The 12,199-nt window shown below is 66.5% G+C and carries 13 protein-coding genes; 9 read left to right on the top strand and 4 right to left on the bottom strand.

Translation table 11 applies throughout. The annotated features are described in order from the left end of the window. Positions 1-87: 87 nt before the first annotated feature. Both SPMU_RS08775 and SPMU_RS08780 read right to left on the bottom strand, forming a co-directional pair. Positions 88-1,596, bottom strand: a complete 1,509-nt coding sequence (locus SPMU_RS08775) for an ABC transporter permease/substrate-binding protein (protein WP_088333492.1) — start codon at positions 1,594-1,596, stop codon at positions 88-90. Then, positions 1,593-2,363, bottom strand: coding sequence for an ATP-binding cassette domain-containing protein (locus tag SPMU_RS08780; RefSeq protein ID WP_088333493.1), 771 nt, complete (start codon positions 2,361-2,363; stop codon positions 1,593-1,595). The genes SPMU_RS08775 and SPMU_RS08780 overlap by 4 nt, the downstream gene beginning before the upstream one ends. Positions 2,364-2,414: 51 nt before the next feature. Between SPMU_RS08780 and SPMU_RS08785 the strand changes: the two genes are divergently transcribed. Next, positions 2,415-3,194, top strand: a complete 780-nt coding sequence (locus SPMU_RS08785) for an SDR family oxidoreductase (RefSeq protein ID WP_088333494.1) — start codon at positions 2,415-2,417, stop codon at positions 3,192-3,194. Between the two features lie 69 nt (positions 3,195-3,263). Here the strand turns inward: SPMU_RS08785 and SPMU_RS08790 are convergent, their stop codons facing one another. Continuing rightward, complete coding sequence (locus SPMU_RS08790; RefSeq protein ID WP_140418433.1) at positions 3,264-3,728, bottom strand: hypothetical protein; 465 nt, start codon at positions 3,726-3,728, stop codon at positions 3,264-3,266. 125 nt (positions 3,729-3,853) lie between these two features. Further along, positions 3,854-5,185: a NupC/NupG family nucleoside CNT transporter gene (locus SPMU_RS08795; protein WP_088333496.1), complete on the bottom strand. Its 1,332-nt coding sequence runs from the start codon at positions 5,183-5,185 to the stop codon at positions 3,854-3,856. A gap of 233 nt (positions 5,186-5,418) precedes the next feature. Here SPMU_RS08795 and SPMU_RS08800 point away from each other — a divergent pair, with 233 nt between their 5' ends. The 8 genes from SPMU_RS08800 (at position 5,419) to acs (ending at position 11,914) form a co-directional block, all read left to right on the top strand. Continuing rightward, positions 5,419-6,057, top strand: coding sequence for a queuosine precursor transporter (locus SPMU_RS08800; RefSeq protein ID WP_088333497.1), 639 nt, complete (start codon positions 5,419-5,421; stop codon positions 6,055-6,057). A 163-nt stretch (positions 6,058-6,220) separates the two neighbouring features. Continuing rightward, positions 6,221-7,123, top strand: coding sequence for an acetylglutamate kinase (gene argB, locus SPMU_RS08805; protein WP_088333684.1), 903 nt, complete (start codon positions 6,221-6,223; stop codon positions 7,121-7,123). Between the two features lie 67 nt (positions 7,124-7,190). Continuing rightward, entirely contained in the window at positions 7,191-7,490 is a 300-nt protein-coding gene (locus tag SPMU_RS08810) for a YggT family protein (protein WP_169715677.1), read from the top strand. A gap of 32 nt (positions 7,491-7,522) precedes the next feature. Beyond that, a complete protein-coding gene (locus SPMU_RS08815) occupies positions 7,523-7,789 on the top strand; it encodes a DUF167 family protein (protein ID WP_281250985.1) in 267 nt (88 codons plus the stop codon). Next, the gene (folD, locus tag SPMU_RS08820; RefSeq protein WP_088333499.1) at positions 7,786-8,655 is read left to right on the top strand and encodes a bifunctional methylenetetrahydrofolate dehydrogenase/methenyltetrahydrofolate cyclohydrolase FolD; all 870 of its coding nucleotides are present in this window, start codon (positions 7,786-7,788) and stop codon (positions 8,653-8,655) included. The genes SPMU_RS08815 and folD overlap by 4 nt, the downstream gene beginning before the upstream one ends. A gap of 2 nt (positions 8,656-8,657) precedes the next feature. Beyond that, the gene (locus SPMU_RS08825; protein WP_088333500.1) at positions 8,658-9,254 is read left to right on the top strand and encodes a hypothetical protein; all 597 of its coding nucleotides are present in this window, start codon (positions 8,658-8,660) and stop codon (positions 9,252-9,254) included. Then, positions 9,251-9,868: a MarC family protein gene (locus tag SPMU_RS08830; RefSeq protein ID WP_088333501.1), complete on the top strand. Its 618-nt coding sequence runs from the start codon at positions 9,251-9,253 to the stop codon at positions 9,866-9,868. The genes SPMU_RS08825 and SPMU_RS08830 overlap by 4 nt, the downstream gene beginning before the upstream one ends. 102 nt (positions 9,869-9,970) lie before the next feature. Next, complete coding sequence (acs, locus tag SPMU_RS08835; protein ID WP_088333502.1) at positions 9,971-11,914, top strand: acetate--CoA ligase; 1,944 nt, start codon at positions 9,971-9,973, stop codon at positions 11,912-11,914. Positions 11,915-12,199: the final 285 nt, after the last annotated feature.

A 12,199-nucleotide genomic window follows, 5' to 3' on the forward strand; every position in this document is an offset into this window, starting at 1 on the left:
CGCCACCGTTCGCCGGAGTCTGTCTGAAGCCGGGTTTCACGAGCACGGGTGTCCGACAAGCTCAGCGCGAACGAAGGTAGTAGCGCCTTATTGTCCGATCTTGTCGGCGAGCCACGTGGCGGCCGCTTCGGGCGTGGCCTTATCGGCGTCACGGTCGACCATGTAATTGGCCTCGCGCATCGCCTCGACCGGCACAGCATTGACCAGCGGCTGGAGCGCATCGGTGAAGCGTTTGTCCCTCGCCCATCGCGGGGCGACGAGCATGATCGCGTCATAGCCGGGGATCGCCCGCTTCGGATCGGCAAGCACCGTCAGCCGGTCCGCCGCGATCCGGCCGTCCGAGGAAAAGGCGCTGATCACATCTGCGCGCCCGCTCGTCAGCGCGCGGTACATGAAGGTCGGGCTGTAGGGCGTCGCACCGGCAAAGCGCAGGCCGTAAGCGGCCTCCACCGCGCGCCATTCCGGCCGCTCCAGGAATTCCAGGTCCGAGCCTAGCCGCAGCTCGGGCGCCCGGCGCGCGAGATCGGCGAGGGTGGCAATGCCCAGCCGCTGGGCCTCCTCCTCGTGCATGGCAAAGGCATAAGCGTTCTCGAAGCCCAGCGCGCCGAGCAGCGAAACGCCGTGCGTCCGCTCCGCCCATTCGCCGATCGCGCGCACCTGCGCTTGGCGGGGCGGTACGTCGGCGCGCTTCATCTGCCCGGTCCAGATCGTGCCGGCATAATCGACATACACGTCGATCGCACCGCTCGCGACGGCGCCGAACGCTACCGCCGATCCCAGCCCGTCGCGATATTCGACCTCATAGCCCGCCGCGCGCAACTGCTCGCCGATCAGCCGCGCGAGGATGAACTGCTCGGAAAAGTTCTTCGCCCCCACCACCACCCGGTCGCTGCTGCTCCGCCACAGCGGGGCGGTCGCGGCAAGGGTGCCGCCGGCGAGGATCGCGAGTGCGGCAAACGCCAGCCAGCGCTTGCGGCGCGCGAGGCCATGTTCGGCAACCCCAAGCAGCGCGTCCACCGCGAGTGCGAGTCCGGCGGCGGCGATGCAGCCAGCCAGCACCAGCGGCCAGGCCTGTGTCTGCAACCCGGCAAAGATGAGGTCGCCGAGGCTCGGCTGCCCGACGGTGGTGGAAAGCGTCGCGGCGCCGATTGTCCACACGGCGGCCGTGCGGATGCCGGCGGTCAGCACCGGCAGCACCAAGGGCGCCTCGACGATCCGCAGCTTCTGCCGGCGCGTCATGCCGATGCCGTCGGCGGCCTCGATCACCGCCGGATCGAGCCCCTGCAGCCCCGTGACCGTGTTCCGCAGGATCGGCAGCACCGCATAGAGCGTGAGGGCCAGCAGCGAGGGAAGGAAGCCGAGCGGGGGAAGCCCGCCGATCCACAGCAGCACGGGGTAGAATAACGCGAGCAGCGCGAGGCTCGGGATGGTCTGCACGATGCTTGCCGCGCCCAGCGCCAGCCGCGACGCAAGCGGGCGGCGCGCGGACCAGAAGCCGAGCGGCACGGCAATCGCGATGCCCAGCGCAAGGGCGGCCATCGCCAGCGTCAGGTGCTGCGCGGCAAGCGCCGGAACGCGCTCCCACGCGCCGCTCATCGCGACAGCTCCGCGAGTCGCTGCGCTTGGCTGCGCGGCACGGCCACCAAGGCCTGCGCCGCGTCCCCGCCGCGCCCCGCCAAAAGGCCAGCCGGTGTCTCGTCCGTGACGATCCGCCCGTCCTGCATCACCAGGACGCGGGTGGCGAGCAGCAACGCTTCCGCCATGTCGTGGGTGACCATCACGGTGGTCAGCTCCAGCCGCTGGTGAAGCATGCGCACCGCCTCGCCCAGCGAATCGCGCGTGACCGGGTCCAGTGCGCCGAACGGCTCGTCCATCAGCATCAGCCGCGGCCCGGCCGCCAGCGCGCGCGCCACGCCCACGCGCTGGCGCTGCCCGCCCGAAAGCGCGGCCGGCAAGCGCATGGCGAGGCTGCGCGGCAACGCGACCAGATCGAGCAGCTCGTTCACCCGTTCGGCGTCGGGTCGCCCCGCAAGGCGCAACGGAAGCGCGACATTCTCCGCGACATTGAGGTGCGGGAAAAGACCGACATTCTGGAAGACATAGCCGATGGAGCGACGGAGCTGGGGCGGCGGCAGGCGGCTCACGTCCTCGCCGTCGACAGTCACATAACCGGAAGTCGGCTCGACCAGCCGGTTGATCGTCTTCAGCAGTGTCGACTTGCCCGAGCCCGACGTGCCCACCAGTGCCACGAAACTGCCCGGTTCGATGGCGAGGGACACGCGGTCGACAGCGGGAGCGCCGGCGCCGAACCGTTTGGTCACGTCGTGAAATCCGACGGCGGGACCAGGCGATTCCACTGGCATCGCGCCGGAGGATGCGAGATGCGGCGCGCCAGGTCAAATGGAGGAGCGGGGATGAAAGCGATCCTTATTACCGGCGGCGCCTCGGGCATCGGCCGGGCGGTGGCACAGCTGTTCTCCGATCGCGGCTGGCGGGTGGGTCTCGCCGATCGTGACGAGGCAGGATTGAAGGCAACGGCCGCGATGTTGCCCGCGGACCGGACCACCAGCCATTTCATGGACGTGCGCTCGCCCGAGGATTGGGAAGAGGTGCTGGCCGAATTCACCCAGGCGAGCGGCGGGCGGCTCGACGTGCTGTTCAACAATGCCGGCGTCGCGGTGGGCGGCCCGTTCGGCGCCGCCTCGCTGGAAGACATCGATCGCGCGCTGGACGTGAACATCAAGGGCGTCGTGTACGGCGCGCGGCTGGGCCATCCGTATCTGGCGGCGACGCCGGGCTCATGCCTGCTCAACACGGCGTCGGCCGCAGGCATCTATGGCACGGCGGGTGCCGCCATCTATTCCGCGACGAAGTTCGCGGTGCGCGGGCTGACCGAGGCGCTCGACGGCGAATGGGCAGGCGAAGGCATTCGCGTGCGCAGCCTGATGCCGGGCTTCATCGACACCCCGCTGCTGACGGCCGCGGTGGGGGGATCGAACCGCAGCGTGCGCGAGACGGTGGTGGAGGCGGGGCTGGAGTTCACGCCCGTCGAAGTGGTGGCAGAAGCGGCCTGGTCCGCAGTGCACGGCGACCGGCTTCACACGTTGGTGGGAAGGACCGCGCGCCGGCTGGCGTTCGCGTCGCGCTGGATGCCCGGCGGCTTGCGCAAGCGCATGCGGCTGGGGCGGGGGTAAGTTGGGCTGCAGGCGAGCGTTGGCGGGAAAGCCTGAACGAATGGCGGACTTTGGGAGGAAAGCGGCCGTTCAGCCGCGAGTTTTGCGAGTGTCCGCAAAACCGACGATCGCAGTAATCGCAAAAGGTGCGAGAAACATAATCATGGCTCCAAACATGTCCACGCCGGAGCCATCGGGAGCCTTCTGGTAGGCTATGCCTTTGCTTAGCCACCACCCTGTTGCAGCCAGCGTTAGCATTATGCCCAGCAGCCAAGGCAGTGCCCGAACAGAATTCCGAACAGCTAGGTAAAAGAATGGAAAGGCGGTCAGTACAGCGTTCGAGGCGATCACCCCAGCTTCACTTAGGTCAACGGCACGGTTCAATGAAATTGCGAATACCACTCGCTCGCCAACGGACACGATCGTGCCAATAACTAGCGCTAAAGCGAACAGCGCCACGGAAAGCGCACGTTGGCGAACATCTGCCATATCGTAGCTTAGGCTCGCCTCCGAATGTCCGCAAGTTGGGCGAAAGTAGCGTTCCTGGTTCGTCATGCTGAACTTGTTTCAGCATCCATCGTGCCACCAACGGCGACTGAGCTTGCGGTGCGGTGGACCCTGAAACGAGTTTAGGTTGACGGACAGTGGCTAAGCGGCGGCTCGCCGGCCCACTAGGGTTTTCAGCCGATCAGCAATCCCGCCAGGGCCGCCGACATAAGGTTCGCAAGGCTCCCCGCGAGCAGCGCGCGGATGCCGAGCTTGGCGATCATCGGCCGTTGGTTGGGCGCGAGGTTGCCCGTCACCGCCATCTGGATCGCAATGGAGGAGAAGTTCGCGAAACCGCACAACGCAAAGGTCATGATCGCCACCGTGCGCGCCGACAGCGTCGGCGTCTGCCGCCCGAGATCGATATAGGCGACGAATTCGTTCAGCACGATCTTCTGCCCAAACATGCCGCCCGCGCGCAGCGCCTCGTCCCAAGGCACGTTGATGAGGAACATGATCGGCGCAAAGAAATAGCCGAGGATCATCTGGAAGCTGAGGTCCGGCCGGCCGAACAGGCCACCGATCCCGCCCAGGATGCCGTTCGCCAGCGCCACCAGTGCCACGAACGCCAGCACCATCGCACCCACCGCCACGGCCAGCCGCACGCCGGTTTGCGCACCCTGCGCGGCGGCCATGATGAGGTTGGCGGGCTTTTCCTCGTCGTGCGTCGCGTCGGGCATCGGCTCGCCGGCCGGCTCTTCCGGCGGCAGGCTGGCGGGATGGGCGCTCATGCGCGCTTCGGACACGCGGATCTCGATGTCGGAATCGGGCAGGTCGCCGAGCGGCAGTTCGCCTTCGCGAGTCACGCTGCCATCGGGCATGATGATCTTTGCCATCAGGATGCCGCCCGGCGCGGCCATGAAGCTTGCCGCCAAGAGATAATCGATCGGGATGCCCATGGAGGCATAAGCCGCCAGGATCGTACCCGCGACGCCGGCCATGCCGCTGGTCATGACGGTGAACAGCTGCGGCGGCGTGAGACCCGCCAGATATGGCCGGATGACGAGCGGCGATTCGGATTGGCCAACAAAGACGTTCGCCGCGGCGCACAGGCTCTCCACCTTGGATACGCCGATCACTTTCTCGATCGCGCCGCCCAGCCAGCGGACGATCACCTGCATGACGCCCAGGTAGTAGAGGATCGAGACGAGGCTCGCGAAGAAGATGATCACCGGCAGCGCAGCGATCGCGAAGCTGTTGCCGCCGATCGCCGGCGAGGCGAGCGGGCCGAACAGAAAATCGACGCCTGCCTTGGCATAGCCCAGGAGGTTCGAGACGCCCGCGGACATGCCCGACAGTACGCGCTTGCCGAAGTCCACGTACAGCACGAGCACGGCAATGCCGACCTGAAGCGCAAAGGCGCTAAGCACCACGCGCGGCCTGATCGACCGCCGATCGGTGGACAGCGCCACCGCCAGCGCAAGGATCACGACGATACCGGCGATGCCGATGAGAAAACGGCTCAACTGCGACACTTCCCTTTGCGGGCGGAACGTGCCGCCGGATGCTATTTTCTGGCCGCATCATAGGGATGCGCGCAGCCATTCGACAAGCGCGATGGATCAGCGTGCCGGTCCGCTCCCCTCACTGTGCCGCAGGGCTGCTTCCGGCCGCTCCCGTCCGGGGCGGGGCTAGTGTGGAATAGGTGCTGTCGCGTGCGGGCTTTCGCTCGGCAGTCGGGCAATGTACCGGCAACCGGATGGAATCACGCGCTCCAGCGCCGATCGCGCGCTCGCTCTTCGCCTTTTCGATCTTCTACGGCGGCATGGTGTGCATCGCCGGGGTGCTCGGCAACAAGCAGGTCGCGTTGGGGCCGCTGGCGGTGGAGGCCGGCATCTTCGCCTTTTTGCTACTGGTCGCGACGTCCAGCGCGATTGCCGAACTGCATGGGCGCCAGGTCGCGAACCGGCTGGTGCAGATCGGCTTCATTCCGCTCATCATTTCGCTGCTGCTGACTTTGGTGGTGCTTGCCGTGCCGGCCTCGCCCGAGATGGAGGCCGAGCGCCTCAACGCTTTTGAGCTGATGATGACGGGAACGCCGCGCATCTGGCTGGGTGGGATCATCGCTTACGGCACGTCGCAGACGCTCAACGTCACCATCTTTGCCGCGCTGAAGGGCGGCGAAGGCGGGCAATTGCTGTGGCTGCGCGCGGGTGTAGCGAGCGTGCTGTCGCAGATTGTCGACACGCTCCTGTTCGTCACCATCGCATTCTACGGCGTGTTCCCGATCGGGCAGCTGCTGGTCGGGCAGATGATCGCCAAGGTCGTGCTGTCGATCGTGCTCGTGCCGCCACTCATCTATGGCTTCGTGGCGCTTGGGCGACGGCTGGATCGGTGAGATCCTGTCCTACACGCCGCGTGCGTGCGATAGCGTTTGGGATGAAAAAGCGAATGTTGAGGCGGTTGGAGAAAAACGCGCCGGCGTCTCAACATTGTCAACATTCGCGCCGTACGGCGAGGGCGGTTTTGCTTTCGCCCGCGGTCGGCTAGGCGAGCGCAATATGACCGATAACACCCCTTCGCCCGAGCTTCTGGCCAAGGCCGAGACGCTCGTCGAGGCGCTGCCCTATCTTCAGCGCTACGCCGGTGCGACCTTTGTCGTGAAGTACGGCGGCCACGCGATGGGCGATCCCGAGGCGCAGCGCGACTTCGCCGAGGACGTGGTGCTGCTGAAGGCCGTGGGTATCAACCCGGTCGTCGTCCACGGCGGTGGGCCGCAGATCGGATCGATGCTGAAGCGGTTGGGCGTGGAATCGCGCTTCGTCGATGGCCTGCGCGTCACCGACGCGGAAACCGCGCATATCGCCGAAATGGTCCTCGCGGGATCGATCAACAAGGACATCGTCTCCTGGATCGGGCGTGCCGGCGGGCGCGCGGTGGGCATTTCCGGCAAGGACGCCGGGCTCGTGCAGGCCGAAAAGGTCGGCCGCAGCGAGCCGGATGCCTTGCAAGGCATCGAGCGCAAGGTTGACTTGGGCTTCGTGGGCGAGCCGGTGGCGGTGGACCGCCGCATCGTTGATACGCTCAGCCGCGATGGCATCATCCCGGTGATCGCCCCGATCGGCATCGGCGCGGACGGGCATACCTACAACATCAATGCCGACACGATGGCAGGGGCCATCGCGGTCGCGCTTGGGGCCAAGCGCCTGTTTTTGCTCACCGACGTGATCGGCGTGCTGGACAAGCAAGGCGAGTTGATGAGCGATCTGACGCCGCAGGACGTTGCCGGCCTGCGCGCCGACGGCACGATCTCGGGCGGGATGATCCCCAAGCTCGAGACCTGCGTCGCCGCGGTCGAGTCGGGCGTCGATGCCGCGGTGGTGCTCGACGGACGTGTGCCGCATGGTATGCTTCTGGAAGTGTTCACCCGCCGGGGTGCCGGCACGTTGATCCGCAAGGCTTGATCGGCTGCTGGTCGATGCCCAACTGTGCTAATGACGTGATACACCCGAACGGAGATTGCCCTTGTTGATGCTCACCATTGTCCAGATCCTTCAGGTCCTGCTGAACGTGATCTGGTGGGTCATCGTCATCCAGTTCGTGTTGTCGCTGCTGGTGGCGTTCAACGTGGTCAACATGCAGTCGAACTTCGTTCGGTCGCTGTATCAGGGGCTCGATCGGCTGACGGAGCCGCTGTACCGCCCGATCCGCCGCATCCTGCCGCAGACCGGCGGGATCGATTTCGCGCCGGCGGTGGTGCTGATCGGTATCGCCATCCTCACGATCATCCTGAACAATGTGCAGGCCAGCGTCGTGATGAGCGGAGTCTGAGCGCCTGGCGGCCCGCCGATGATGGCATTGCGATCGCCGTTCGGTTGACCCCGCGCGGCGGCCGCGACCTCCTCGAAGCCGGAACGCCGGAGCATTTCGCGGCCCGCGTCAGCGCGCCGCCGGTCGATGGCGCCGCCAATGCGGCGCTGCTCGCCCTGGTTGCCAAGACATTCGGCGTATCGCGCGGCGCGGTGCGGATCGTCGGCGGAGATACCGCGCGACTCAAGCGATTGTTCGTCGTCGGCGAGCCCGCTGCGCTGGCGCGTATCGCCGCGAGCCTCTATGGCCAGCAAGCATGACGGCACGGAACATCGACGGAAAAGCATTTGCCGCTGGCCTGCGCGCGCGGGTGGCGGAAGGCGCGGCTGAGGTCATCGCGAAGGCCGGGCGCAAGCCGGGTCTCGCCGTGGTGCTGGTCGGCGAGGATCCCGCCTCTGCCGTTTATGTCCGCTCCAAGGGCAAGGCGACCATCGCCGCCGGCATGGAGAGCTTCGAGCATCGCTTGCCGGCAGATACCAGCCAGGAGACTCTGGAAACGCTCGTCGATCAGCTGAACGCCGATCCCGCCGTCGACGGCATCCTGGTGCAATTGCCGCTGCCCCGTCACCTCGACGAAAGCGCGATCATCACCCGCATCGATCCCGACAAGGACGTGGACGGCTTCCATCCGGTGAACGCCGGGCGGCTCGCCACGGGTCTGCCGGGCTTCGTTCCCTGCACGCCGCTCGGCTGCCTGATGCTTCTGCGCGACGTGCATGGCGATCTCACCGGGCTGGATGCCGTGGTGATCGGGCGCTCCAACATCGTCGGCAAGCCGATGGCGCAATTGCTGATCGGCGACAGCTGCACCGTCACCGTCGCGCATTCGCGCACGCTCGATCTGCCCGCAGTGGTCAAGCGCGCCGATATCGTCGTGGCCGCGGTGGGCCGAGCCGGAATGGTGAAGCCGGACTGGACCAAGCCCGGCGCAACGCTGATCGACGTGGGCATCAACCGCACCGAGGCCGGTCTTGTCGGCGATATCGATCCCGCTTGCGCCGAGGTTGCCGGTGCGATGACTCCGGTGCCCGGCGGCGTGGGGCCGATGACCATTGCAGTGCTGCTGCGCAATACGTTGGTGTCCGCCGCACGGCGTGAGGGCGTCACCCTCTCGCAGGATATCTGAGCGTGCTGCTCGCGCTGCTGCTGGCAAGCACCGCGCCGCAAACCGCCGTTGAGGCGGAGCGCGCCTTTGCCGCAGACGCGCAAAAGCTCGGCCAGTGGACGGCATTTCGGAAATGGGCTGCAAAGGACGCGATTTTCCTCCCGCCGCAGCCGGTCGCGACGGCGCTGAAGGATGTGCCGGATCCGCCCCTGTCGGTCGATTGGTGGCCCACTGCGAGCTTCGTTTCGTGCGACGGGATCACGGCCGCAAACACCGGCGGCGCGCTGTGGCCGGGCAATCGCTCGAGCTATTTTTCCACGATCTGGCAACGGCAGCCGGACGGCACCTGGCGCTGGCTGCTCGATAATGGGGCAGACCTGAAGACCCCCCGTGCGCGCGCGGCGCAACCGGTGGTCCGGCGTGCGTCGTGCAAGGGAACGCCCACCTATAATGAAGAGGCCGAGGACAGCGGCGGTGCTTCAGCCGACGCAACGCTGCGCTGGCATTGGCAGGTCGCGCCCGACGGGGGCCATCGCTTCACCGTTCAACTCTGGACCGGCGCCGCATACGAAACAGTGATCGATGATCGGGTGCCAGCGCCCAGGCCGAGGCGCTCATGATCGAACTCTATATCTCCGCCCTCATCACCTTCTTCGTGGTGATCGATCCGCCGGGCTGCGCCCCGATCTATGCCGGGCTGACCAACCGCGCGAGCGCGGTGCAACGCCGGGCTATGGCGATCCGGGCAGTCGGTGTGGCGGCGGCGATCCTGCTCGTCTTCGCGCTGTTCGGGGAAAAGCTCCTCAAGGGGCTCGGCATCGAGTTGGCGTCATTCCGCATAGCCGGCGGTGTCATGTTGTTCCTTATCGCGCTGGAAATGGTGTTCGAAAAGCGGACCCAGCGGCGCGAGGATCGCGCGGCCAATATCACGCCCGAGGAGGCCGAAGACGTCTCGATCTTCCCCATGGCGATGCCGATGATCGCCGGGCCCGGCTCGATCGCCAGCGTCATGCTGCTGATGGCGCGCAACGACGGGCTGGAGCGATCTTTGGTCGTGCTCGCCGCGCTCGGCACGATCCTGCTGCTGACGCTTGCCGCGCTGCTTGCCGCCGGACCGCTGATGCGCCTGCTCGGCCACAAGATCGAGGCGGTGATCACGCGGCTGCTCGGCGTATTGCTGGCGGCGCTCGCGGTGCAGTTCGTGATCGACGGCGTTTTGGAGCAGATCCGCTGATCTGATCGCGGCGCCCCGCACCCGGTCTCGCGCGAATTCCTGCCCAAGACGGTTGCCAACCCTGCTTTTCCGCGGCCATCACGCAGGAAAAGGAGACGATGCATGGCCGAGCAGCTGCTGTACCCAGTGCCCGAGGAATGGGCCGCCGAGGCAAAGGTCGGTTCCGCCGCTTACGACGCGATGTACGCAGCCGCCGCGGCCGATCCCGACGCGTTCTGGCTGGAGCAGGCGAAGCGGCTGGAGTGGGTCAAGGCGCCCACCGTCGCTGGCGAATGGTCCTTCGACGAAGCCGACTTCGGCATCAGCTGGTTCAAGGACGGCGTGCTCAATGTCGCGGCCAATTGCCTGGACCGACACCTCGCCACGCGCGGCGATCAGATCGCCATCATCTGGGAACCGGATGAGCCAGGCGAGGAGCCGCGGCGCTACACCTATGCGCAGCTCCATGAGGAGGTCTGCCGCTTCGCCAATGTCCTGAAGGCGCAGGGCGTCCGCAAGGGCGACCGGGTCACCGTCTATCTGCCGATGATTCCCGAGGCGGCGTTTGCCCTGCTCGCCTGTGCCAGGATCGGCGCCATTCATTCGGTCGTGTTCGGCGGCTTCTCTCCGGACGCGCTGGCCGGCCGCATCCAGGACTGCGATTCGCGGGTCGTCATCACGGCCGATTGCGGCCGCCGCGGTGGCAAGCGCATCCCGCTGAAGGCCAATGTCGATGCCGCCGCACCCCGCGCGCCCAGCCTTGAAAAGGTGATCGTCATCAAGGCGACCGGCGACGACGTGCCGATGCACGATCGCGACGTCTGGTATCACGAAGTGGCGGCGAGCGTCTCGACCGAGTGCGCGCCCGAGCCGATGAACGCGGAGGACCCGCTGTTCATCCTCTACACCTCCGGCTCGACGGGGAAGCCGAAGGGCGTGCTCCACACCACTGGCGGTTATCTCCTTTGGGCGAGCTTCACCCACGAGCTGGTCTTCGACTACCGTCCCGGCAACGTCTTCTGGTGCGCCGCCGACATCGGCTGGGTCACGGGGCACACCTATGTGATCTACGGCCCGCTGGCGAATGGCGCGACGACGTTGATGTACGAGGGCCTGCCCAACTGGCCGGATGCGAGCCGCATTTGGCAGGTCGTCGATCGGCATCAGGTGCACACCGTCTTTACCGCCCCCACGGCGCTCCGCGCGCTGATGAAAGAGGGCGATGCGCCGGTAAAGGCGACCAGCCGCAAGAGCCTGAAGCTGCTCGGCACTGTGGGCGAGCCGATCAATCCGGAGGCATGGCGCTGGTATCACGAAGTGGTGGGCGAGGGGCGCTCCCCCATCGTCGACACCTGGTGGCAGACCGAAACCGGCGGCGCGCTGATCGCGCCGCTGCCCGGTGCGACCGATCTGAAGCCCGGCTCCGCCACCAAGCCGCTACCCGGCGTGCACCCGCAATTGGTGGATGAAACGGGGCAAGTGCTGCACGGGGCGACCAGCGGAAACCTGTGCCTCACGGCCAGCTGGCCGGGGCAGATGCGCACCGTCTGGGGCGATCACGCGCGCTTCTTTCAGACCTATTTCACGACCTATCCCGGCAAGTATTTCACCGGGGACGGCTGCCGCCGCGACGAGGATGGCTATTATTGGATCACCGGCCGCGTGGATGACGTGATCAACGTCAGCGGCCACCGCATGGGTACGGCAGAGGTGGAAAGCGCCTTGGTGCTTCACCCGCGTGTGGCAGAGGCCGCCGTCGTGGGCATGCCGCATGACGTAAAGGGGCAGGGCATCTATGCGTATGTCACGCTCAACGCCGGCGAGACCGGGTCTGACGGGCTGAACGCGGAGCTCAAGCAATGGGTGCGCAAGGAGATCGGCCCGATCGCCAGCCCGGACGTGATCCAGTTCGCGCCCGGCCTCCCCAAGACGCGCTCGGGCAAGATCATGCGCCGTATCTTGCGCAAGATCGCGGAGAACGACATCGGCAGCCTTGGAGATACGTCAACGCTTGCCGATCCCTCGGTCGTGGACGATCTGGTGGCCAATCGGGCGACTCTCGGCTGACGGTCAAGTGCGTTGGCAGCCTGCGCCCGGCGCGACAATCGGAGTCGCGCCGGGGAGCAGTGAGCGACGCCGGCATGGAGTGGCAGTCGTCCGTTTCCGCAGCGTTCTGCCACCATTCTGCGCAACTGAACGGCTCGGCCGGGATTCCACTCGGGCGGTCTGCAGCGCGGAGCGAATCGCTTGACGTGGGTCAAGAGTCGCTGTCCACCAGCCGCTAGGTATCCACCATGCCGTAAGCCCTTGGGGGGGTCGCATTGGGTCAGCAAGACGATGGCGCTTGGCTTT

This window comes from Sphingomonas mucosissima (genome assembly GCF_002197665.1).
Classification (GTDB): domain Bacteria; phylum Pseudomonadota; class Alphaproteobacteria; order Sphingomonadales; family Sphingomonadaceae; genus Sphingomonas; species Sphingomonas mucosissima.